Annotated in this window: 14 protein-coding genes; 9 read left to right on the top strand and 5 right to left on the bottom strand. The window is 72.4% G+C overall.

What is annotated here, in order from left to right:
* The first annotated feature begins 32 nt into the window (after nucleotides 1-32).
* From OG331_RS33750 to OG331_RS33735, 4 genes are all read left to right on the top strand, one after another.
* Nucleotides 33-1,835 (top strand): trypsin-like peptidase domain-containing protein, encoded by a 1,803-nt coding sequence (locus tag OG331_RS33750; protein ID WP_406203180.1) that lies wholly within the window; start codon nucleotides 33-35, stop codon nucleotides 1,833-1,835.
* A 45-nt stretch (nucleotides 1,836-1,880) separates the two neighbouring features.
* Complete coding sequence (locus OG331_RS33745) at nucleotides 1,881-2,897, top strand: AAA family ATPase (protein WP_406203178.1); 1,017 nt, start codon at nucleotides 1,881-1,883, stop codon at nucleotides 2,895-2,897.
* Nucleotides 2,887-7,614 (top strand): SAV_2336 N-terminal domain-related protein, encoded by a 4,728-nt coding sequence (locus tag OG331_RS33740; RefSeq protein ID WP_406203176.1) that lies wholly within the window; start codon nucleotides 2,887-2,889, stop codon nucleotides 7,612-7,614. Before OG331_RS33745 ends, OG331_RS33740 begins: the two co-directional genes overlap by 11 nt.
* Before the next feature lie 152 nt (nucleotides 7,615-7,766).
* A complete protein-coding gene (locus tag OG331_RS33735; protein ID WP_362382581.1) occupies nucleotides 7,767-8,801 on the top strand; it encodes a rod shape-determining protein in 1,035 nt (344 codons plus the stop codon).
* A 22-nt stretch (nucleotides 8,802-8,823) separates the two neighbouring features.
* Here OG331_RS33735 and OG331_RS33730 read toward each other — a convergent pair whose 3' ends face one another.
* The 5 genes from OG331_RS33730 to OG331_RS33710 all read right to left on the bottom strand — a co-directional run bounded on the left by OG331_RS33730 (nucleotide 8,824) and on the right by OG331_RS33710 (nucleotide 17,531).
* Nucleotides 8,824-11,856 carry a WD40 repeat domain-containing protein gene (locus OG331_RS33730; protein WP_406203174.1) on the bottom strand — a complete coding sequence of 1,011 codons (3,033 nt, stop codon included), beginning with the start codon at nucleotides 11,854-11,856 and terminating at the stop codon, nucleotides 8,824-8,826.
* The gene (locus OG331_RS33725; RefSeq protein ID WP_406203172.1) at nucleotides 11,853-12,683 is read right to left on the bottom strand and encodes a serine peptidase; all 831 of its coding nucleotides are present in this window, start codon (nucleotides 12,681-12,683) and stop codon (nucleotides 11,853-11,855) included. Before OG331_RS33725 ends, OG331_RS33730 begins: the two co-directional genes overlap by 4 nt.
* Nucleotides 12,680-14,719, bottom strand: coding sequence for an AAA family ATPase (locus OG331_RS33720; RefSeq protein ID WP_406203170.1), 2,040 nt, complete (start codon nucleotides 14,717-14,719; stop codon nucleotides 12,680-12,682). Before OG331_RS33720 ends, OG331_RS33725 begins: the two co-directional genes overlap by 4 nt.
* 428 nt (nucleotides 14,720-15,147) lie before the next feature.
* Nucleotides 15,148-15,846: a response regulator gene (locus OG331_RS33715; RefSeq protein ID WP_406203168.1), complete on the bottom strand. Its 699-nt coding sequence runs from the start codon at nucleotides 15,844-15,846 to the stop codon at nucleotides 15,148-15,150.
* A complete protein-coding gene (locus tag OG331_RS33710; protein WP_406203166.1) occupies nucleotides 15,843-17,531 on the bottom strand; it encodes an ATP-binding protein in 1,689 nt (562 codons plus the stop codon). Before OG331_RS33710 ends, OG331_RS33715 begins: the two co-directional genes overlap by 4 nt.
* A gap of 145 nt (nucleotides 17,532-17,676) precedes the next feature.
* Between OG331_RS33710 and OG331_RS33705 the strand changes: the two genes are divergently transcribed.
* The 5 genes from OG331_RS33705 (at nucleotide 17,677) to OG331_RS33685 (ending at nucleotide 23,279) form a co-directional block, all read left to right on the top strand.
* Entirely contained in the window at nucleotides 17,677-18,639 is a 963-nt protein-coding gene (locus tag OG331_RS33705; protein ID WP_406210448.1) for a Bug family tripartite tricarboxylate transporter substrate binding protein, read from the top strand.
* Nucleotides 18,636-19,175, top strand: a complete 540-nt coding sequence (locus tag OG331_RS33700) for a tripartite tricarboxylate transporter TctB family protein (protein ID WP_406203164.1) — start codon at nucleotides 18,636-18,638, stop codon at nucleotides 19,173-19,175. The genes OG331_RS33705 and OG331_RS33700 overlap by 4 nt, the downstream gene beginning before the upstream one ends.
* Nucleotides 19,176-19,182: 7 nt before the next feature.
* Nucleotides 19,183-20,685 (top strand): tripartite tricarboxylate transporter permease, encoded by a 1,503-nt coding sequence (locus tag OG331_RS33695; RefSeq protein WP_406203162.1) that lies wholly within the window; start codon nucleotides 19,183-19,185, stop codon nucleotides 20,683-20,685.
* Between the two features lie 49 nt (nucleotides 20,686-20,734).
* Nucleotides 20,735-21,130, top strand: a complete 396-nt coding sequence (locus OG331_RS33690; RefSeq protein ID WP_328881861.1) for a universal stress protein — start codon at nucleotides 20,735-20,737, stop codon at nucleotides 21,128-21,130.
* A gap of 409 nt (nucleotides 21,131-21,539) precedes the next feature.
* Nucleotides 21,540-23,279 (top strand): VanW family protein, encoded by a 1,740-nt coding sequence (locus OG331_RS33685; RefSeq protein WP_406203160.1) that lies wholly within the window; start codon nucleotides 21,540-21,542, stop codon nucleotides 23,277-23,279.
* Nucleotides 23,280-23,325 lie beyond the last annotated feature (46 nt).

The following is a 23,325-nucleotide window of genomic DNA, read 5'->3' as shown; positions in this document are numbered from 1 at the left end:
ACGACGACGAGCGGTGGGATGACGGGGGCGTCATGACAGGCCTGAAGGGTGCCGAGTGGCACGCCCGGATCGAGTGCGGCGGCCGGGTGTCCGGCGCGGGCTTCCTGGTGGCCCGCGACAAGGTGCTGACCTGTGCGCATGTCGTCGAGAACAGCGACCTCGACCCTGTGACGGTGACCTTCCCGCAGCGTCCGGGGGACGCCCCCGTGGCGGCGCGGGTCGTCGTGCACGGCGGCTGGGACGGCGGCGCCTCCGAGCTGGGCGATCTGGCCGTGCTGGAGCTGGACCGCGAGGTACCGATCGCCCCGGCCCCGCTCGCGCCCGCCGACGTCGCACTCAGCGACCGCAAGCTCGTTGCCTACGGGTTCCCGGCCGGGTACGACCTCGACGGCACGATCGCCGAGTTCCGCGGTGTGACCGAGTGGCTGATCAGCGCAGAGTGGATCCAGCTGGAGGCCTGGAGCGGCCACGGCCAGCCCCTGGCCGTCGGCTTCAGCGGCGCCGCCGTCGCCCTCGTCGACACCGGTGAGGTCATCGGCATGGTCACGGCAGCGGCCCGCCCCCATGACGTACGCACCGGCCGGATGATGCCCACCCGGGTGCTGGCCCGCTACTGGCCCGGCCTGAGCGCGCTCGTACCGCTGCGGGGGTACGTCGGGGGCGGGCCGTTACCGGGTGCCGCACAGCCGTACGGGCCGCCCGCGCCGCGTGCGGTGCGCTCCCACCGGACGCCCGCCCCCGGTCCCACGCACCCGCCCGGAGCGCCCGCCGCGGTCCCCGGCCACCGCGACGGCCCCCGGCTGCGCGCCCTCGTCGAGAAGGCCGCCCGTGCCGGTCTCGACTGTGATCCCGTGCGGCTCTACGCCGGCGCGGCGGGGCCGTTCGATCCGTTGCCGCCGGCCGAGGGGTTCGCGTCACTCTGGTCGGCGGCGTGGTTCGTGCTGTGCGAGGTGGACGATCCGGCCACCGTGACGCGGTTCGCCGACCGGCTCGACGCCCTGCTCACCGCCCCGCCCCGGGCCGAGACCGGCGCCATCCTGGTCGAGCTCGGCCACAGCGGCGCCGGTGACGACCTGGTGCGGGTCGAGGTGTCGGCGTACAGCGCGGGGCGCCGGCATCCGGTCCCCGCGGAGACCGTCCCGAAGGCCCGGCTGCGGGCGTGTGTCCAGGACCGTATCGAGGACGCGTTCTGTCATCTGACGCCCGGCGCCGACGAGTTGATCGCGTTCGCCCTGCCCCGCGACTGGCTGGACTGGCCGGTCGACCGCTGGGAGAAGGGTCCCGACGACGACACCCCGCTGGGCTGCGTCCACCCGGTGGTGGTCACCGACCACGCCCGCCGCAGAACCAGTACCCGGCACGTCCTCACCAGTGCCTGGCAGCGCCTGGACTCCCGCGCGGGCGCCCGCGTGCACCGCGTGGGCTGCGGCGGCGTCGAGGACCCCAGGAAGCTCCGGCTGGCCCTGCTGCAGTCCGAGGCCGGCCTGGCGGGCTTCGGCGCGACGCCGCGCGCGGCCCGCACCCGCCCGCACTTCGAGACGTCGGTCACCGCGCCGGCACCGGTGATCGTGTGGACGCGGCGGGGCTGCGACCCGGAGGAAGCGGACTGCGCGGGCAGTGCCGACTGCCCCGGTACGGCGTTCCTCGACGCCCTCGACGGACTCGTCTCCCGGGTGCCGCCCGCCCAGCTCCCGCGCCGCGTCCTGAGTCTGCGTCAGCGGGCCGACGCGGAGGACGACCACTGGGCGCGTGACATCCAGCTCCTGTGGGACGACCCACGCCGCTTCACCGACCCGCACGCCACGGCCGTACACACCCGGTCACCCGTCGCCTGACCCGCCCCCCGTCCCGCCCCGTCCCGCCCCCGGAGAGAGCGCACCATGCCGCACTGGTCCGTCTACACCGGCACCAACGAGCCGCACGACGGCATCGCCGAGCTGCCCGTCCCGCCGCCCTGGCGGGCCTTCGACGGCGGCCCCGCGCTGCCGCCGCCCGCCGACACCGACGACGAGTCGGCCATCTCGCCGGACCGCGCACACCGGGCGAGGACCTACGTGCCGACGCCGGAGAGCATCCAGCTGGTCAACGCCGCGCTGTGTCTGCGCCGCCCACTGCTGGTCACCGGCCCGCCCGGCACGGGCAAGTCGTCCCTCGCCTACGCCGTCGCCCGCGAGCTGCGCCTCGGCCCCGTCCTGCGCTGGAACATCACCAGCCGCAGCACCCTCGCCGACGGGCTCTACCAGTACGACCCGCTGTCCCGCCTGTACGCGGCGCGGCGGGACGGCGGCCACGGCCCCGCCCCGGACGGCGTCGAGGACCATCTGCGACTGGGTCCGCTCGGCACGGCCCTCCTCCCCTACGACCGCCCGCGCGCCCTGCTCGTCGACGAGATCGACAAGAGTGACCTCGACCTGCCGAACGACCTGCTGAACGTCCTGGAGGAGGGCCAGTACGAGATTCCCGAACTGGTCCGCGCGGCCCGCCACTCCCCCGACGGCAGGGCCCAGGTCCTGGCCGACGGCACGGACACCCCCGCGCCGGTCCTGCGCGGCCGGGTCCGCTGCCGCGCCTTCCCCTTCGTCGTCCTGACCAGCAACGGTGAACGCGAGTTCCCGCCCGCCTTCCTCCGCCGCTGCGTCCGCCTGCGGCTGCGCCGCCCCGACCACACGCAGCTCACCGACATCGTCCGCGCCCACCTCGGCGAACCCGACGCGCAGGCGCAGACCCTGATCACCGACTTCCTGACCCGCGCCGGCACCGGCGATCTGGCCACGGACCAGCTCCTCAACGCCATCTACCTCACCGGCGTCGCAGGCCTGGAAGCCGACTCCCGCGAGAAGCTGGCCGAACAGCTGATGCCGTATCTGAGCGCGGCGGCCGAGGGCGATGGGTTCTGAGACCGGGGACCCTGAGGGGCGGGGATCTGAGGAGCGGGGGTCTGAGGGGCGGGGGTCCGACCGGCGAGGGCTGTCCGCCGTTGCTCAGCTGGCCGCCGTTCTGGCCGCCGTCACGCATGCGGACGCGTCGCCCGAGTCCGGGCCGACCTCCCGTGAGCTCGCCGAACTCCTCTGGTTTGCCGAGCAGTCAGCCGTACGGGAGGACGGGGCCCCCGGCCGGGAGGCGGCACCCACCAGCCCTGCCCATCACCCGGAGCCCACCGAGACGCCCCGCACCCCCACGGCCGTACCGCCGCCCGCGAACCCGCCATCCCCCGGGGACCCCCAGTCGCCCACCCCGCCCCCCGACGACCGCATCCCCCTCCACCTCCCGGAGCCCCGGCACCCCGGCCCGCGGCGTCCGCGCGGCGGCACCCCGTTGCTCGCCCCCGCGCCCCCGATGCTGCCCCACCCCCTCGCCCTGCAGCGCGCCCTGCGTCCCCTCAAGCGCAAGGTGCCCGCGCCCCGTGCCCGGCTGCTCGACGAGCACGCCACCGCCGACCGGATCGCGCGGCTGGGCGCGCACCCGGATGTCTGGTTGCCGGTGCTGCGACCGGCTCCGGACCGCTGGCTGCGCCTCAACCTGGTGTATGACGCGGGCCCGACGATGCCCGTCTGGCGTCCCCTGGTACGCGAACTGCACACCGTGCTCGCCCAGTCGGGAATCTTCCGCACGGTCACCGTGCACCGCGCCGGCCCCGACGGTCGCGCGCCGCACGTCCCCGCGCTCGCCGACGGCCGTACCGTCACCCTGATCGTCAGCGACTGCATGGGCCCGCAATGGCGCCCCGGCCCCGCGGGCGACCGCTGGTACCGCACCCTGCGCCGCTGGGCGTCCCGCATGCCCCTGGCCGTCGTGCAGCCGCTGCCCGAACACCTCTGGCACACCACGGCCCTGCCCGCCGCCCCCGGTCTGCTCACCGCGCCGGCCTCGGCGGCACCGTCCACCGCGCTCACCTTCACGCCGTACGACCCGCACGAGGCGTACGACCGGGCCGTCCCCCTCCCCGTACTGGAACCGGCCCCGGCCTGGCTCGCCAACTGGGCCGCCCTGATCGCCGCGCCGGGCGGCGGCCACGCGCCCGGCGCCCTGGCCTGGCTGCCACCCGCGCCCGTACCGCCCGCCGAACCGGCCCCCGACATCGCGTCGTTGCCGGCGCAGGACCTGGTGCTGCGCTTCCGGGCGACCGCGTCCCCTGAGGCGTTCCGCATCGCGGGCCATCTCGCCCTGGCCGACCCCTCCCTGCCGGTGATGCGCCTCGTCCAACGCGCCCTGGACCGCAGCCCCCGCCCCCAGCACCTGGCCGAAATCATCCTGAGCGGCATGCTGACGGCGACCGGCGGGCCGCCGGGGTCGTACGCGTTCCGTCCGGGCGTACGGGAGTTGCTGCTGCGGTCCCTGCCGCGTACGGCTCGGACGCGGACGCGGGAGTTCCTGGCCCGGGTGGGCGGCCTGATCGACGAGCGGGCGGGTGTCGGGGCCGGGGAGTTCCGGGCCGAGGTCCGCCGGGGACACGGGGCGGACGGCGACGCTGGGTCGGGGCCGGCGTTCGCGACGGTCAAGGCGGAGACGGTGCGGCGGCTCGGCGAAGGTGCGATGGCGGGCCTCTTCGCCGGGCGGTACCGGCTACTGGGGCAGCGGGGGCCGAGCCGGCGCATGTGGGCGGCCCACGACACGTGGACCGACGTGCCCGTGGTCGTGCACCGCTATCCGCGCCAGGACGCCCCGCAGGAGCGGTTCCTGCGGGAGGCGCGGGCGCTGGCGGAGCTGCGGCATCCGAACGTCGTCCGCGTGGTGGACCACGGCGTGGAGGGCGGGGAGCCCTATCTGGTCGCCGAGTTCGTGGACGGCGTCACACTGGCCGAACTCCAGCTGGGCAGCGGGCCGGGGGTCTCCTTCCGGGTGTTCGCCCAGCTGGTGGCGGATGTCGTGCCCGCGCTGGAGGCCCTGCACGAGCGCGGCCTGGTGCGCGGACAGGAGGGCTGGGACGGCCTGCTGCTGCGGCCGGACGGGTCGGTGGTGATCAGCAGGTTCGCCCTGGGGGAGCAGGCGGAGACACAGGACGAGAGGTCGGACTTCCTCATGTTCCGGTCACTGCTCAGGGACCTGGCCTCGCACAGCCCGGTCAACCTGCGGTTCCAGCGGATGATGGCGGAACTGACGCGGGGCAACGACCTGGTCGACACCGTACGACGGCTCCCGAACTCGACCGCGTTCGCATGGGCGACGGGTGAGATGGAGGCGGACCGGCTGCGCGTCACCATGCTCGGCCCGCTGAACATCCGACGCGTCGGCCGCTTCCTCACCCTCCCGTCCCCGGAGGCCCAGGCGCTCCTTTGCATGCTGCTCCTCAAACAGGGCCGCCGCGTCGGACTCGACCAACTCGCCGAGGGCCTGTGGGAGCGGCAACCGTCAGAACTGGATCGTGTGCGCCGCTTTCGCGTGCTGGCGACGGAACTGCGGCAGTGCCTCGGCCCCGGAACCCTCGCCGAGCTCGCCGACGGCTACGCCGTGCACCTGCCGGGCGACTACGTCGACGTGCAGCACTGCGAGGAACTGGTCGCCGACCGCACGGACGACACTGCCCTGGACGCCCAACGCTCCCTGATTCAGGATGCCTTGAGCCTGTTCTACGGCGACCCGCTGCTCGGCATCCCCGGCCCCGCCGCGAAGGTCGCCCGCACCCGACTGCGCAGCCTGCGTCTGAGCCTGTACGCCACCCGTGCCGAAATCGGCCTGGAAATGGGCCTCTTCGGACAGGTGGCAGCCGATCTCACCACCCTCGTCCGGGACCACCCGAACCGCGAGGACTTCCGCCGGCTGCACATCGTGGCGCTCAAAGGGACGGGCCGCGTCGCGGAGGCCATCGAGGCGTACGAGTCGTACGAGGAGTACCGGGAGCGGCAGTACGGCGAACCCGTCGAACCGGCCCTGCGGGAGCTGTACCACGAGCTGCGCACCGCCCCACGCCCGACGATCGTCCTCGAGGCCGAGGGCCTGAGCGAGCACCCGGAGGCCCACCGCGCCCTCGGCCGTGCCACGGACCGGATGCTGTCTGCCGTACTGCCGCAGGAGCAGTACGAGGTGCTGGCCCGCGACAACGGGTACGTCGTCCTCACCGAGCCCGACACCGCCGTCCTGCCGATCGTGAGCGTGGCACTGCTCCAGCTTCCGGTCGCGCTCGCCGAGTTGGCCGACCCCCCGCGGTTCCGGGTGACGTTCTGGCACACGCCGTGGATCGCGGGCGCCGACGAGTCCGCCATCCCCGGCGACGTGCGTGCCGCCCTGGAGTCCGTCACCGCGGACATCACGGTCGTCGTCTCGCCGGAGCTGCGCGCGGGGCTCGCCGGCACTTCGGCGTTCCTGCCACTGCACCGCAGTACGACGGGGTCCCCGCCCATCGCCTGGTACTGCCCCTTGTCCCTGCGGGCGGCCGAGCAGGAGGCCGCGCCCCGCGAACTGGTACGCGGCCCCTTCAACGCGCCCGACCTGGCCCTGCTGTCGTCGGACCCCGGCCGCATGGCCATCGTCCACACCCAGCCCGACGGGCCCCTCACCGTCCTCGACCCCGCCCGCCCCTGGGGCGTACGCAGTCCCCGCAACGTGACGTACTACGAGGTCGACCTCACCACCCACCGGGCAAGCCACCAGGTCGCCCTCCCGAGTTCCGGCGGTACCTTCGCCGGGTCGGTCGAGATCTCCTGGCATGTGGCCTCCCCGGTGGCCTTCGTCCTCGGTGACGTCACGCACGCGGCGAACGACCTGCTCGACCACTTCCTCCGCGAGGCGTCGCGCATCACCCGCCGCTACCCACTGCGCCGGGCGGGCGCGGCACAGCAGGCCGTGGAGACCGGGCTGCGCAGGTCGTGGCCGGTGCCGGGGCTGTCGGCGACCTGCTCGGTGCGGCTGGCGGCCGAGGAACCGCCGACGCCCGCGACACCGCCACGGCCGTTCGGCACCTCCCCGCCCCCGACCGACCTCCTGCTCCCCGCCGAGTACGTCCTGCTCGGCTTCGAAGGGCCCCTGGCCAGGCCGTTCTCCACGCAGGCCGCGCGCAGCGCCGCCCTCGACCTGCTCTCCCTCGTCGTCGATCACCGCGACCCGGAGGACGCGCTGGCGGGCCGCCCGCTCATGGGTGACAGCACGGGTCCCGTCCCGCTCCAGGAGGAGTTCGTCCACCCCCTGGACGTACTGCGTGCCTTCGCGGACAGCAGCATCGCGCCGCTCCTGCGTGACCGCCTCGACGCACTCGAACTGCGGGCCGTGTCCCACGCCCGCCCCTCCCCGCAGGCCGCCGACCTCGTCCGCTGTCTGCACAACTCCGGTCGCCGGGTGGCCGTCGTCACGGACTTCTGCGAGCAGGCCGTCCAGCGCCACGTGGATTTCCGCAGTGTGCCCCTGACGGCGGCCTACGGCCGCGGCCGGCATCTGATGCCCCATCCGGAGTGTCTCCGCCTCGCGCTGAACCACTTCGGCCGCACCGCCAGGGGCCTGGTGATCTCCTCCACGGCCGCCGAGGTCACCGCCGCCCGGCAACTGGACCTCCCCGTCATCGGCTACGCCGACTCCCCCGCCGCCGAGCGACGCCTCCGCAAGGCCGGCTGCGACGTGATCGTCGACTCCCTGCGCCCCATACTCGACGCGGCCCGCTCCCTGTCACGCGACACACCGATCTGACCCCCCATCAGAAACAAAAACCCCCATTCAGCGGCACCCCGCCCGGCCCCCTCCAGAAGGCGCCCCCCTCCCCGCCGCGCGCACGATCGAGGTCACGGAGGCCCGCCACCCAACCCGGCGGACCCACGGTCTGCGCTCTCGGGAGGACCCCCATGACCGCCACACTGGAGCAGCTGCGTCGCTGCCATTTCGCCGTCGACCTGGGGGCTGCCAGGACCCGCGTCTATGTGAAGGGCGCCGGACTCGTCGTCGACCAGCCCTCCGCCGCCGCCGTCAACACCCGCACCGGCGCCCTCATCGCGGTCGGCGAGTTCGCGGAGAAGATGACCGGCCGCACCCCGGACTACATCCGCGTCGTACGGCCCGTCTCCGGTGGCACCGTCGTCGACATCGAGATGGCGCAGCGCATGCTGCGGCACCTCCTCGGCGACAAGATGCGCCGCGCCCTGCGCCGCAAGCCCTTCCTGCGCGCCGCCGTGTGCACGCCGCACGACGCCGACCCGCTCGCCCAGCGTGCCGCGATAGAAACCCTGGTCGGTCTCGGTGCCCGGCGCGTCGAGCTCGTCGACACCCTCATCGCCGCCGCGGTCGGATGCGGTCTGCCCGTGGAGCAGCCCGAGGCCAGCATGATCATGGTGTGCGGGGCCGCCGCGACCGAGGTCGCCGTGCTCTCCCTCGGCAGCATCGTGACCGCGGAACGCATCCGCGTCGGCGGCGAGGCGGTCGACCACGCGATCGTGCAGCACCTGCGCCACCAGCACGAGCTGATGCTGCCCAGCCAGAACGTACGGCCCCTGCAGCTCGCCCTGTCCGGCAACGGGCTGACCCCGCAGGGCCCGGCCTCCACCGAGATCCACGGCCGGGACGTCTGCACCGGCCTCGCCCGCTCCGTCCAGGTCGACACCGCCGCCGTACGGGACGCCATCCAGACCCCCCTCACGGCCGTCCTCGACAGCATCGGCAAGGTACTGCGGGACTGCCCGCCGGACCTGGTCGCCGACCTCGCCGACCGCGGCATCATGATGGTCGGCGGCAGTGCGCTGCTGCCCGGGTTCGACGAGATGCTGCGCCAGGCCACGAGCATGCCGGTGCACATCGCCGAGCGCCCCGACGTCTGCGCCGTACAGGGCCTCGGCACCATGCTGGAGGGCAAGATCGAGCCCTTGGAGCTCGACCCGGCCACCTGAGACGTACCGGCGCCCGCCGAACTCATCTGATGGGGTGGGCCTTGGCCCGTTCGGCTCGTTGCACCCGGTAGCGCCCCAGTGCCGTCGGCGCCCAGCGGCCGCGTCCGTTCGACTGTTCGATCAGGCCCTTGGACGCCAACGAGCGCACGACCTGCTTCAGGCCCCGTCGGCCGAGCCGGTAGCGGTGGACGTGATCGCGGAACGCCGTCCTCAGGTCGGTCAGGGTCTGCGGTGTGTCCTGTCCGCAGATGTAAGCCAGCACCGGCATCTCCCAGGGGAACAGGCGTCCGCCCCCGTTCCTGCCGCGCTCGGTGCGAACCTCCGGCGGGGCAGCCGGTGCGGGCGGCTCCGGCTGCTGCTGATCTTCCCAGGGACCCGGGTTGTCGAAGGCGCTGAAAGCGGCGACTTCCCGGCCGTATCCGACGATGAGGACGCCGTCCGCCAGGGAGAGGGCGCCGACGGGCGCCGGCACGGACACGGTGGTGTGGGCGTCGCCGGTCTCCACGTCCCAGAAGCAGACCGTGTTCCGCCCCGCGGGAACGGTGACCGCCATCGGGCGGCCGTGGAACTCGCCGAGTGCCAGCGCCGACGTGGGCCCGACGGAGATGCCGGCGCGGAGCCTGCCCGTGTCGGCGTCCCACACGCGCAGGCGGCCCTCGGCGCAGGCCGTGACGAGCGGACCGGCGGAGGTGGTGGCCACGGCGAGCAGGTCGACGCGTGCGGTGGCACCCCTGATGGATCTGCGCAGCGTGTCAGTGGTGAGGTTCCACAGCCGGATGGTTCCGTCACGGTGAGCCGTGACCGCGACCGGCTGCTCGCGGATGCAGGCGGCGGCGACCGCGGTGACCCCGGTCAGGCCGTTCAGGCCGCACGATTGCGGGCGACCGGTGGTGAGGGAGCGGACCTGGAGGCGTGCGTCCGCGTCCGGGCCGAAGGCCAGTACAAGCGGGCGGCGGCGTGATCCGGCGACGGACAGGGCGCAGACGGGGCCGCAGGACGACGTGGCTTGCCACTGCCGCCGGCCCGTCTCGGGCCGACGGGCCGTGAGGCGTCCGTCGGCGGTGGCGACGACAGCGACGGGCCCCTCCCGGGTCGCGCCGAGGGCGACGGCCGTCACCTTGCTTCTGCCGTTGAAATGGATGCCCTCCGATCTGCCGTCCGACCCGGTCAGGACGCGCAGGCGTTCGTCCCCGCAGCCGGTGGCCACCAGGATCCGCCCGTCCGCCCGGGCCACGGAGAGGGAGCGGACCGGGAGCGGATGGGTCACGCCGCCGACGGTCCGGGCCCGCCGGTCGTCGAGCGTCCACACGCGAGCGGTGCCGTCGTGCCCGGAACTGACCGCCACCGGGCGGCCGGCGACCTCGGTGACACGGATCGTGCGGGGCGCGACGGTGTGGGCGGTGAACGTCTGGCGCGGGCTGACGCTCGTCAGGTCCCACTCGTGCAGGGTGTGGTCGGCCGAGGCGGACAGCAGGGAGTGGCCGGAGAGCGAGCGCAGCAGGCGCTCCCTTCGGGTCTGGCCGGTCGTGGCCCGGATGCGCTGCCGGGACGACGGCGTCAGGGCCAGGTCCTCGGTGTCGGTGCGGTCCTCGTGCTGTGGGGTGTGAGGCCCGCCTGCCGAGGGGGCTGCGTAGCAGGTCAGCGCCGTGATCTCGGCGAAGTGCGCGGTGAGTTCACGCAGCGCGGCGCCGCCGCCCTCCACGTCCCACAGGCGGACGGTCCCGTCGCTGCCGCCGGTGACGGCGACGCATTCCAGTCCGTTGTCGACGACTGCGAGGGCCTCCATGGACGACGGCGGCCCCGTCAGCGTGGTGTGCACGCGGCCGGTGTGGAGGTCCCACACCTGCGCCCAGCCCTCGTCGTACGTCACGACGACGGCCGGACTCGCGCCCACCTGCGCGGCGGCCACGGCGCGGACCTCCCCGGTGTCGAGCCGCGTCCGGAAGCGTTCCGCCCCCGTGCCGAGGTCCAGGCAGTGGATGCGGCCCGCGCCGATCACGACGATCACGTCATCCCTGCCGGTGCCCGACCCCGCCACGGCCATGCGGCCGTGCCGCGGTACTCCCGTGAAGAAGTGACGGACCGCTCCGGTCTCCAGGTCCCCGACCCGCACCGTGCCGTCGTCGCCATGGGTCACGACCATCGGTCCGTCGTGCGACTCCCCGAGGGCCAGCCCGTGGATGGCGCCCTCGTGTGCGGCGACGCCCCAGCGCGGTGCGCCGTCGTACGGCTCCCAGCACCGCAGTGCGCCGTCCTCGCCCGCGGTCACCATGACAGGACCGGTTCGGCTCCCTCCCGTGGCCGCAGCGGTGAGCGGCGCGACGTGGCCGTGCACCTCGTGCAGGAGGGTGCTGCTGCTCAGGTCCCAGACCCGGGCCGTCCGGTCGTCCTGCGCGGTGGTCACCGCGTACGACAGTCCGGGAACCGTGCCGGTCGCCACCGACGACACCGCGGAGTCATGGGAGAGAGCGCCCCGCAGCTGCGAGCTGATGTTGCTCGCCGTGGACCAGCGGCACTGCCAGGGGGTGGGCTCGGCGTGGGCGGGGTGGTAGAGCCGACTGCTGATCTCAGGCCACTGGTGCCGGGCCGCGTCCACCGCGAGGATGTGCCGCCGCTCCTCGGGGCTCGCCGAGGCGTGCTCCACCACTGACGCCCGGTAGACCGGCAGGGAGCGGACGCGACTCTCCTCCCCGGGCAGGGCGAGGCTCCGGTTCTCCGCCTCCAGCAGAGAGCCGAAGGTCAGCACCGAGTGCGGGTCGGCGTGGACGAGGAAGTCCCAGTCGTGGAAGAGCTGTTGGAGCGAGCCGGCCTCGGCCGCATGCTCGGCGGCGTGGCGCAGCAGATACGGCGAGGCGAGATCCCAGCGTGTCGTTCCGTTCACGGTGACGGGGTCGAGCAGCCGGGCGAGAACCCGGCCGGCGGTCCGGTCCCGGACCCTCTCGCGTCGCTCCTGCTCCTGCTGCACATCGCTCAGCCAGGCTTCCTCCTGCCTGTCCCGTTCCCTCTCCCAGGCCTCTTCCGCCGCCTCCTGTGCCTCGCCCCACTCCTCACTCATGCCGCGGTCGCCAGCAACCGGGCGAGGGCGGGCGCCTGAAGGTACTTCTCCGCGTGGTGGAACCTGAAGCCCTGGTGGACGAGCACGTGGTCATCGCTCTCGACACCGCTGAAGCGCCGCGACACGCCCTTGGCCGGAAGGGCGACGAGATCGCCGGGGTCGGCGAGGTTGGCCCAGCGTCCCACCGCGTGCGGCCGGGCGCCCCTGCCGGCCACGGGGGCGGGGTCGAGCCGGTCGAACACCACCTTGGGCAGGGCCAGCGGCGAGCCGATCGTCACCCACAGCGGGACGTGCGGTGTCCCCGTCCCGTGCAGGGTCTCGTAGGCGATCACCGACCCGAGGGAATGGGCGACGAGGACGTCGGGGTGATGCCGGTCGATCGCTTCGCGCAACCGCCGCCGGACCTCCTCACGATCCGAGCCGGGGGTCTGGTAGGCGACGACCTCCTTCGCCAGGCGGGCCATGAACCACTGCATGTACCACTCGGGGCACTCCCGGCTTTCCGCCAGTGCGGCGAGGCGGTCGCGCAGGAATGCGGTCAGCAGTCCCTGAGCGACCCGGCCGGGTGCGGTGGGGCCCGGATCGGCGGGCTGCGCGTTCACGAGCTCCAGGACGAGTTCCTCCTGGGCCGGCGTGAGATCCTCCAGTTCCTCGTCACCGCTCTGGGCTCCGTCCTCCCGCAACAGGTCGGCGTAGTAGACGACGTGGACGTCCGCGCCGTCCGCGCCCAGGTGCTTGGCCCAGGTGGCGGAGAGGTTGCGGGCCGCCGTCTCCGGCGATTCGCCGGGCCGGTGGTTGCCGATGCCGTGGATTCCGAGGATCTTCACTCCGGGCCTCCGCTGGAGTCGGGACGAGGGTGTGTCGGGGTGTACGGACGGAGGTAGGACTCGACCTGGAGATAGTCCGCGAGTCCCTGGTGGAAGAGCCGGTACAGAGTGGAGCCGTCACTCTCGACTCCGGTGCGCAGATAGAAGCGGTTCGCTTCGAGCAACTGCCGTACGTTGCCGTCGTTCACGTCCGGGGCGAACTCGGCGGCCACGGCGGCGACCGCCTCCGTGGGGAAGCCCTCGCCCTTCGCCCAGGCGACCGCGGCGAGCACGGCACGCAGGCGGGCGCGCTGCGGTTGCAGGCTCAGGTCGAGTTCCAGGACGCCGGGGAGTGTGACCGGCACGCTCGCACCCAGGTGCTCGGCTGCCGCCACGTCCGCCGGCGCGGGCAGCGTCTCCAGGGCACGGCCGAAGATCCGGGCGACGAGGAACGGGCCCCAGTCCCGGACGGTCCCGGCGTTGCGGGTGAGCTTCGCCGCCACGGTCCGGGCCAGCGCGGTGCGGACGGGACGCTGGGGAGCGGCACTGTAGGAGGGGAGTTCGGCGAGCCGCAGCGACAGGTGCTCGGCGAGGTCGGCCCGCAGTTCCCCGTCCGGTACGTCGTCCAGGTCGAGCAAGGTCTGCTGGGCGGCGGCCAGTTCGAGCAGGGGCTGGAAGCGCGTACCGCGCCGGGTGCCCACGAGGAGCCGCAGGCAGGGCCTGCCGTCCGGTCGTAGCGCCTCCGTGAGCGGTAGCAGCAGACGCTGCATCAGATCGGCGGGGTCGTCGGCCTCGTCGAGGGCGTCGAACACCAGCACCGGCACGGCGGGCAGCGCGACGATCGCCTCGATCAGGTCGGGCACGGTCCAGGGCTCGGTACGCCCCGCGCCTCGGGCCGGCAGCCCCCACTGCGCGGCCAGCGACGTGAGAACGGCGTCGAGTTCACGGTTGCGGGCGTGGATCGCGGCCAGCATCGGGTTGGGAGAGGCCACGCCGTCGGGCTGCTGCGCCGCGAGGTGTCTGCGGATGTCGGGGGCGGCCCGGATGATCTCCTCGTGGCCGGTGCACACCAGGGCACCCAGCAGTGCGGACTTGCCGGAGCCGGGCGCGCCGGTCACGACACGCAGCCCGCCGACGGTGGCGTCGTCCAACCAGGGCGCCAGGTGGGCGAGTTGGCGGCGGCGTCCCACGAAGTGGTCCCGGACCCGGTCCATGAAGTGTTCGGCGCCGAGGTCGGCGACGAACGCCCGCACCGGCGCGTCGACGGTCTGCAACCGCTCCAGCCGGGGGTCGCCGGTCCAGTTGGGGTTGGGGAAGAAGGGCAACTCCAACGGCTGCGAGGTGTCGACCTTGGTGGAGTGCACCTTCTGCCGGCTTCCCGTCGCGCTCAACCTGTTCTGGATGGACGAGGTGACCTTGTCCCAGCGGACGAACCTCAGCGACGGCGAGGTATCGAGGCCGTTGTCGGCCATCTCCTCCAGAACCTCGGCCACGGCGGTGCTGAATGCTCCGTCGTACGCCGCCCGGTCGGGTCCCGTCGCCGCGATCACCCACGCGTGCAACTGGTCGTCGGGGATCTGCGCCAACTGTGCGACGCGGGCGGCGCGTCCGGCCCTGCACAGGTCGACGACGAACAGCATCGGGTGCGCCAGCGAGTTCGCCTCCTGCACCCACAGGCTGACATCGGTGCCGAACCCGGGGTTGCCGCACGACGGCACCATGGACAGCCGCTCCGAACCCTCGGCCGTTCTGCCCCGGCCCGCGACAGCCGTCGTGCCATGGGAGACGACGTGCACAATGCCGTACTGCTCCTCGTCGACGGCCGTCCAGTGCTGCCGCACCGCCCGGCGGTCGGGCTCCCGCACGGCCCTGACCTCGTAGGCGAGCTTCTGGTACGCCTGCTCCAGCCTGGCCAGCACAGGAAGTACGAAGGGCAGGTCGTCCCACCCCTGGCCGGGCATCGGCTCCTCGTCCTCGGCGACGGCAGGAGCGAAGCGGCTCACCCCCATGAGCAGCGCCCTCAACGGTGCGGCGGCGTCGGCCGTCGCATCCCCCATGTCGCTCCTCCCCCGCCCGCGATGACGACGAGCGGCCCGCCGCGAGAAGGCCTCCGGGGAATCGTACAGCGGCACCGCCTGGGGCAGTTGAGGGTTGATCGATCGTCCCGCGCCCCCCAGGGGCGCTCGGGATCGATGTCAGTACGGCAGAATCCGCCCCGAAGGAGTGCGCCGGTCGATCTCGCCCCTCGTGTCACGGGGAGCGGCAGGCCGGCGGGTGACACGAACGCGAACGTGGGTCTGGCGGTTCATGGCGCCCTCCTCGTATCCCGGGTCCGTTGCGACCAGCCTTCTCTCCGCAACCTTTCGGCACATCGTGCCCACGGAGGCACTTGTCATGCCTCCGCGGCAGGAGCGGGTGCGTGCCGGGGTACTTCCCGGGGAGGAGGGCACCCCTCGGGGGCCGGACGTCACCGGGCCCGCGCGCCTCAGTCGGCCAGCCAGCTGTACCGCCGCTCCGGCCGCCCCGCGTGCCCGTACCGCAGGGACACCTCCGCCTGTCCCGTGACGCTGAAGTGCTCCAGGTACCGTCGGGCGCTGACCCGTGAGACCCCTAGGCGGGCCGCGCACTCGGCGGCGGAGAGGCTGCCGTCGGCGGTGCGCAGCTCGCGTTCGATCAGTTCGGCGGTCTCCACGCTCATGCCCTTCGGCAGAGTGGCCGAAGTGGCGGACGGCGCCGCACCCCTCGCCAGCGCCCGGTCCACGTCGGACTGCCCGCTGACCACGGCCGCGTACAGGTTGCTGCGCCGCGCGGCGTACTGCTCGAGCCGGGCCCGCAGGTCCTCGGCGTCGAACGGCTTGAGCAGGTAGTCGACGACGCCCTGGCGTACGGCGCCGCGGACCGCGTCCGACTCGCGTGCCGCGCTGATCACCATGACGTCGCAGTCGTGCCCGGCGCTGCGCAGCCGCGGGATGATCTCCAGGCCGAACATGTCGGGGAGGTAGAGGTCGAGCAGGACGAGGTCGGGCTGCAGCTCGGCCACCGCGGTGAGCGCCTGCTCCCCGCAGTTCGCCGTGCCGATCACCCGGAACCCGTCGACGTCGTTGACGAATCCGCGGTGGATCCGCGCCACCATGAAGTCGTCCTCCACGATCAGCACGTCCAGTGGGTCCGGTACGCCGATCATCGGGCTCCCTCCGTCACTCGTTCGGCCGGACGGCCGACGGACATCCGGGCGGTGAACATGGCGCCCGCCTGCGTGTTGGTCACCGACACCTCGCCGCCGCGGCGTTTGCACACCAGCCGGGTGAGCGCCAGGCCGATCCCCCGGTCGCCGCCCTGCGCCGCCTTGGTGGTGAACCCGTGCGAGAACACCTCCTGTGCGAGCTCCGGAGCCACGCCCGGCCCCGAGTCCCGTACGACGATCTCCACGCTGGAGGCGTCCTGGCGCAGTTCCACCTCCACCCAGGCCTCGTGGTCGTCCCCCGCCCTGGAACCGCTCGCGGCGGCGTCGACCGCGTTGTCCACGAGATTGCCGAGTACGGTCGCCACGTCCGCGGAGTCCGTCGGCTCCAGCCGGTCCAGTGCCGTGCGCTCGGAGATCTTCAACCGCACCTTGCGCTCCGCGGCGAGCGCCGACTTGGCCATGAGCAGCGCGGCGACGGCCCGGTCGCGGACCCGGCTGGTGAGGTTCAGGTCGAGCGACTCGCGGTGTTTGCGCAGGGCGCGGACGTACCGTACGACCTCGTCGTGCTCGCCGATCTGGATGAGCCCGGAGATGGTGTGCAGCTGGTTGGAGAACTCATGGGCCTGTGCGCGGAGCAGCTCGGTGGTGCTGCGGAACGAGCCCAACTCCCGTTCCAGCTGGGCGAGTTCGGTGCGGTCGCGCAGGGTCGTGACCGAGCCGAGGCGGCGGCCGTCCTTGGTGACGTCCATCCGGTTCATCACCAGGACCCGACCCCGGCGTACGACCACCTCGTCGCGCCGTGCGAGATCGCCGGGCTCGCCCTCGGGCGCGGTCCCGGCCAGGACGTCGTACAGCCGCCCCTCGATCCCGAGGTCGGTCAGGCTCATCCCGACGCAGGCCTCGGGCAGGTCCAGGAGCCTGCGGCCGACCGAGTTGACCAGCGTGAGCCGCTGCTGCGGGTCGAGGGCCACCACGCCCTCGGCGATCCCGAACAGCATCGCCTCCCGGTGTTCGGCGAGCCCGGCGATCTCGCGCGGCTCCATGCCGAAGGTCTGCCGTTTGATCCGCCGGGCCAGCAGCCAGGAACCGGCCACCCCGAGGACGCTGGCGACGCCGAGGTAGACCAGCAGATAGGACGAGGCGCCGACCAGCCGCTGCCACACCGACGGCGAGGCCCGTCCGATCATCACCGTGCCGAGGTGGTCCCCGGCGTTGTCCAACCCCGCGCCGAGCACCGGCGCCTGTGCCACCAGCTGGATGACGCCGTTCACCGGCAGTTCGCCGGACCAGCCGCGGCCCCCGGCGACCTGCGGGCCGTCGGACGGCATCCGCGTGCCGACCAGCGTGGGGTCGGTGGCGGCGACGATCTTTCCGCGTGCGTTCGCCACCGCGGCGGACGTGACACCGGACCTGGTCAGCGTGGACTGGAGGAGCGGGGCGAGCATCTCGGCCGGAGCGGGCCGCACGAGCTGGGTGCGTACGAGGGGGTTGCCCGCCACCTCCTCGGCGAGCGCGGTCACCCGGCGTCCCTCGACCCGGTCGAACGTCGCCTTCGACTGCGCCAGGGACACCGCGGCCACGGCGGCCAGAACGATCACGACAATGGCGAGCTGCCATACGAGCAGCTCGCCGGCGAGGGTCTGACGCCGCTGTTTTCGGGACGGTGACCGTGACGTTATGACCACTATGAACTCAACCTTCAATGGTCACACAACCGAGACGGGGTGTCTCAGGAACCGCACAATCATGGCGCCGGAACGGGCCGAGCGAAAGAGATGAGCCATGAGAACTCGACGAGCCGCACTTGTCGGAGCACTGGCCGCCGTGTCGATGGTCGCGGTCAGCGCCTGTGGCGCCACCGCCGACAAGGAGGAGTCCGGGGGAGGAAACGGGTCCGACAAGCCCGTGACCGGCCTCAGGCTCATGGTCCCCAACACCCCGGGCAGCGGTTACGACCTCACCGCCCGCACCGTCTCCCAGGTCATGCAGGACACCAAGGTCGCCTCCGGCATCCAGGTGTTCAACCTGCCCGGCGCCAGCGGCACCGTGGGTCTGCAGCGCCTGGTGAACGAGAAGGGCAACGGCAAGATGGCCATGCAGATGGGCCTCGGCGTCGTCGGAGCCTCGTACACCTCCAAGTCCGAGGCCACGCTGACCGACACCACCCCGGTCGCCAGGCTGATCGAGGAGGCCGGCGCGATCGTCGTGCCGAAGGACTCCCCGTACAAGACGATGGACGACCTCGTCACCGCCTGGAAGAAGGACCCCAAGAAGCTTGCCGTGGGCGGCGGTTCGTCGCCGGGCGGCCCCGACCACCTGCTGCCGATGCAGCTGGCGAAGGCGGTCGGCATCAAGCCGAAGGACGTGAACTACGTCTCGTACGACGGCGGCGGCGAGCTGCTTCCGGCCATCCTCGGCAACAAGATCGCCTTCGGGGCCAGCGGTTTCGGTGAGTTCCTCGACCAGATCGAGGCCGGACAGGTGCGGGTCCTGGCGGTGACCAGCGAGAAGCCGATCGACGCGCTCAAGGACGCCCCCACCCTCAAGGACTCCGGCATCGACCTGGTCTTCACCAACTGGCGCGGCATCGTCGCCCCTCCGGGCATCACCGACGAGCAGAAGCAGACCTGGGTCGACGCGATGACCAGGATGCACGACTCCGACGAGTGGAAGGCGCAGCTGGAGAAGAACGGCTGGGTCGACGCCTTCGCCACCGGCGACGAGTTCGGCACCTTCCTCACCGAGCAGGACAAGGCGGTCGCCGACCTGCTGGCAGAGCTCGGGCTGGCATGAGCTCCGAGGTGAAGGACGAACGGACCGCGGAGGACTCCCCTCCGCCCCGGGAGGGCGGGGACCGCGCACAGTACGGCGTGTGCGTGTTCCTCGCCCTGCTGGGCACCGCCGTGATCGTGGACGCCCTCGGCATCCCGCACATCACCAGCGGCACCGACCCGGTCGGCCCGCGCGCGGTCCCGCTGATCCTGGGCGCGCTGCTGGTGCTGCTCGCGGTGCTGTACGCCGTCGACGTGGCCCGGGGCGGCCGCGGTGAGCCGGAGGCCGGCGAGGACGTCGACCTGTCGGCCGGCAGCGACTGGCGCACCGTGGCCCTGCTGGTCGCGGTGTTCGTGGCGAACGCGCTGCTCATCGAGCGGCTCGGCTGGGTGATCAGCGGTGCCCTGCTCTTCTGGGGCACGGCGTTCGCCCTCGGCAACCGCCACTACATCCGCAATCTGCTGATAGCGGTGACGCTCGCCCTCACGACCTTCTACGCGTTCGCGATCGGCCTCGGCGTGAACCTCCCCGCCGGTGTCCTGCAAGGAATCCTGTGAGGCCGCGATGGACAACCTGAACAACCTCATGCAGGGCTTCGCGGACGTCATGGCCCCGCTGAACCTGCTGCTCGCCCTGGTCGGCGTGCTCATCGGCACCGCGGTCGGCGTCCTGCCGGGCATCGGCCCGGCGATGACGGTGGCCCTGCTCCTGCCGGTCACCTACGGCATGGAGCCGGTGCAGGCGTTCATCATGTTCGCCGGCATCTTCTACGGCGGCATGTACGGCGGCTCTACGACGTCGATCCTCCTCAACACCCCCGGCGAGTCGTCGTCCGTGGTCACCGCGATCGAGGGCAACAGGATGGCGAAGGCGGGCCGCGCGGCCCAGGCCCTCGCCACGGCGGCGATCGGCTCCTTCGTGGCCGGCACGATCGGCACCCTGCTGCTGGTCCTGATCACCCCGTTCGTGGTCGACTTCGCGGTCAGCCTCGGTGCCCCCGACTACTTCGCGCTGATGCTGCTGGCGTTCATAGCGGTGACGTCGGTGCTGGGCTCGTCCCGCATCCGGGGCTTCATCTCCCTCCTCCTGGGCCTGACGATCGGCCTGGTCGGCATCGACTCGGTCTCCGGCCAGCAGCGACTCACACTCGGCATACCGCAGTTGGCCGACGGCATCGACGTCGTCGTGGTCGCGGTCGGCATCTTCGCGGTCGGCGAGGCCCTGTGGGTGGCCGCACACCTGCGCCGCAAGCCGGCCGAGGTGATCCCGGTCGGCCGCCCCTGGATGGGCCGCGACGACTGGAAGCGCTCCTGGAAGCCGTGGCTGCGCGGCACGGCGTACGGCTTCCCGTTCGGCGCACTGCCGGCCGGCGGCGCGGAGATCCCGACCTTCCTGTCGTACGCCACCGAGAAGCGGCTCACCAAGCACCCCGAGGAGTTCGGCAAGGGTGCGATCGAGGGCGTGGCGGGCCCCGAGGCCGCGAACAACGCGTCGGCGGCGGGCACCCTGGTCCCGATGCTGGCGATCGGCCTCCCGACGAACGCGACGGCGGCCGTGATGCTGGCCGCCTTCCAGTCGTACGGCATCCAGCCGGGGCCTCTCCTCTTCGAGCGCGAGGCGAGCCTGGTCTGGGTCCTGATCGCGAGCCTGTTCATCGGCAACCTGCTGCTCCTGCTGCTGAACCTCCCCCTCGCCCCGGCCTGGGCGAAGCTGCTGCAGATCCCGAGGCCGTACCTGTACGCGGGCATCCTCTTCTTCGCCTCGATGGGCGCGTACGCGGTCAACGCGCAGACCCTGGACCTGTTCATCCTCCTCACCCTGGGCCTCCTGGGCTTCGCCATGCGCCGCTTCGGACTGCCGGTCCTGCCGCTGATCGTCGGCGTGATCCTGGGCCCGCGCGCGGAACTGCAGGGCCGCCGCTCCCTCCAGCTCTCCGGCGGCGAATTGTCGGGGCTGCTGGGCGGCCCGGTGTCGTACACGGTCTACGCGGCGATCGTGCTGGTCCTGGCGTGGCCGCTGATAGGCAGGTTCGTCGTACGTCCTCTGCGCGCACGCAGTGCCGCGTGAGACTTCCTGAGACATCGCCTGGGACTTCCTGAGACATCTGGAGATCGAGATGACCATCCTGGTCGGCTACGTCCCCTCACCCGAGGGTGAGGCGGCCTTGCGCGCGGGGATCGACGAGGCCCGGCGGCGCGGGGAGAAACTGCTGGTGGTGAACACGACCCGGGGCGACGCGTATGCGGACCCGCGCTTCGCCCAGGAACCCGACCTGTCTCATGTGCGCGAGGACCTCGCGGCGCTCGGCGTCGACTTCGACATCCGGCAGGTCCTCGGCGCCCGTGACGCCGCCGCGGAGATCATCGACATGGCGGAGACGATGGACGCGTCCCTGGTCGTGATCGGCCTCCGCCGCCGCAGCGCGGTCGGCAAGCTGATCATGGGCTCGGCGGCGCAGCAGATCCTGCTGGGGGTGGACTGCCCGGTCCTCGCCGTGAAGGCGGAGGGCTGACCGAGGGCGCGGCGAACCTTCGGCTGATCGTTCGCCGCGACGGCGCGCGGGTGCGTTCGCCCGGGCCTGACTGGAACGTGCTGCACACCGCCCGGGCACACAGCCACCCCGCACGCCCCGTCCGCAACACACCCGCCACCGCCCCTGCCGTGTGCGATCCCACACACCCTCCGCCCGAGCCGCACCGGGCACACGACCAGGCGCGACGCGTTCGGTCGCCCGCCGAGGGGGGGTCCGTCGGGTCCGTCCGTATGCCCCGTGGGCGGGACACGGGCGTGATCCGAAACATACGTGGCCTGGGACATATACGTTTTCGCCCGATTATGGCTAGCTGGATGTGTTTGCCTCGCGCACAGCGACGCGTCATCCGACCCGCCGCCGTCCTGTCGATCGTCCGCCCGGGAGACCCATGCGCCTGCGCGCCCCCTCCGAACCTCCGAACGCCTCACCACCCCGTTTCGCGTCCATCCCGCCCCTTGCCCTGGCCGGCGGCGCCCTGGCCCTGGGTGTCGGTGGGCTGTATGTCGCCGGGCTGCTGATCGCGGGCGGGGACATAGATGCCGGGACGACGGTGCGCGGCGTGGACATCGGGGGCCTGAGCCGCGCGGCGGCCATCGAGAAGCTGGAGCGGCGGCTGGGGCCGACCGGCTCGCGGGACCTGCCCGTGACGGTCGGTGACGGCAAGGGCACGGTCGATCCACGGCAGGCCGGCCTGACCTTCGACTTCGGGGAGACCGTCGACCGGGCGGCCCGCACCCACGACGCCGATCCGTTCACCGTGATCGGCGGCCTCTTCGGCTCGGGCGGCACCGTCGATCCGGTCGTGGACGTCGACGAGGACAAGGCCCACGCAGCCCTCGGAAAGCTGGCGAAGCCCCTGGACCGGAAGGTCCGCGACGGCGCCATCACCTTCACCGGCGGCGAGGTCCACCAGATCACGCCGCACAACGGCTACGCGCTGGACAAGGACGCCGCGATCGACCCCCTGCGCACGGCCTTCCTGAACGGCAGGACCGACGCAGTCACGACCCTGCCCACCAGCGAGACCAAGCCCAAGGTCACCGACCGGGAGATGCGGCGAGCGGTACGCGAGTTCGCGCGCCCGGCCATGTCGGCGCCGGTCACCCTCGTCGCGGCCGGCCAACGCTTCACGATCGGCCAGCCCGTCCTCGGCGAGTACCTGACGATGCGCCCGGACGACGGTGGCCGGCTCACCCCGAGGCTGGACGCCAAGGGTCTGCGGACCGACCCCGAGGTGGACCGCCCCCTGTCCGTGCTGCCCAGCACAGCCAGGAACGCCGACCTGCGCCTCGTCGGCAACAGGGTCGCGGTGGCCGAGGACGGCCGGGCCGGCCACGTGATCACCGACAAGGCGCTGAGCAAGGCCGTCATGCCGCTGCTCAGGAGGACCGGCGCCGCCCGCAGCGGCGAGATCGCCACGCACGTGAGCCAGCCGCAGGTGACCCGCGACAACGTCGAACGGCTCGGCCTGCGCGAGCGGATGTCGTCCTTCACCGTCAACTTCGAGCCGGCGCCGTACCGCACCCGGAACATCGGCCGCGCGGTGGAACTCATCAACGGCTCCGTCGTCATGCCGAACAAGACCTGGAGCTTCAACCGCACCGTCGGCGAACGCACCGAGGCCAACGGCTTCGTCGACGGCGTCATGATCCTCAACGACGAGTTCCACAAGGCTCCCGGCGGCGGCGTCTCCGCCGTGGCGACGACCATGTTCAACGCGATGTTCTTCGCGGGGGTCGACCCCGTCGAGTACGGCGCCCACTCGTTCTACATCGAGCGCTACCCGGAGGGCCGCGAGGCGACGGTCGCCTGGGGCAGCCTCGACCTCAAGTTCAACAACGACTCCGGCAACGCCATCTACATCCAGGCCGAGTCCACCGACACGTCCGTCACCATCACCTTCCTCGGCACCAGGAAGTACGACGAGATCGGCTCGATCACGGGACCGCGCACCAACGTGGAGGAGCCGGGGAAGAAGGTCAGCACCGACAAACAGTGCGTGCCGCAGACTCCGTTGGAGGGATTCGACGTCACCGTGCAACGGGTGTTCGTCGCCGACGGCCGAGAGCTGAAACGAGAGCCGTTCCGCACCCACTACAAGCCGCGTGACGAGATCGTCTGCGAGTGAACTCCCGGCAACGGGCTGGTCGCATCGTTTCTGCACGGATGGTGCG

This window comes from Streptomyces sp. NBC_01017, assembly GCF_045162795.1.
Classification (GTDB): Bacteria; Actinomycetota; Actinomycetes; order Streptomycetales; family Streptomycetaceae; genus Streptomyces; species Streptomyces machairae.
The sequence above is the reverse complement of the archived record's forward strand: the minus strand, read 5'-3'. Positions and strand labels throughout refer to the sequence as shown.

Bases quoted from the DNA above. Each gene is read 5' to 3' on its own strand.
- OG331_RS33750 (WP_406203180.1), top strand. From the start codon at position 33: ATGACAGGCCTGAAGGGTGCCGAGTGGCACGCCCGGATCGAGTGCGGC.
- OG331_RS33745 (WP_406203178.1), top strand. From the start codon at position 1,881: ATGCCGCACTGGTCCGTCTACACCGGCACCAACGAGCCGCACGACGGC.
- OG331_RS33740 (WP_406203176.1), top strand. From the start codon at position 2,887: ATGGGTTCTGAGACCGGGGACCCTGAGGGGCGGGGATCTGAGGAGCGG.
- OG331_RS33735 (WP_362382581.1), top strand. From the start codon at position 7,767: ATGACCGCCACACTGGAGCAGCTGCGTCGCTGCCATTTCGCCGTCGAC.
- OG331_RS33730 (WP_406203174.1), bottom strand. From the start codon at position 11,856: ATGAGTGAGGAGTGGGGCGAGGCACAGGAGGCGGCGGAAGAGGCCTGG.
- OG331_RS33720 (WP_406203170.1), bottom strand. From the start codon at position 14,719: ATGGGGGATGCGACGGCCGACGCCGCCGCACCGTTGAGGGCGCTGCTC.
- OG331_RS33715 (WP_406203168.1), bottom strand. From the start codon at position 15,846: ATGATCGGCGTACCGGACCCACTGGACGTGCTGATCGTGGAGGACGAC.
- OG331_RS33705 (WP_406210448.1), top strand. From the start codon at position 17,677: ATGGTCGCGGTCAGCGCCTGTGGCGCCACCGCCGACAAGGAGGAGTCC.
- OG331_RS33700 (WP_406203164.1), top strand. From the start codon at position 18,636: ATGAGCTCCGAGGTGAAGGACGAACGGACCGCGGAGGACTCCCCTCCG.
- OG331_RS33695 (WP_406203162.1), top strand. From the start codon at position 19,183: ATGGACAACCTGAACAACCTCATGCAGGGCTTCGCGGACGTCATGGCC.
- OG331_RS33690 (WP_328881861.1), top strand. From the start codon at position 20,735: ATGACCATCCTGGTCGGCTACGTCCCCTCACCCGAGGGTGAGGCGGCC.
- OG331_RS33685 (WP_406203160.1), top strand. From the start codon at position 21,540: ATGCGCCTGCGCGCCCCCTCCGAACCTCCGAACGCCTCACCACCCCGT.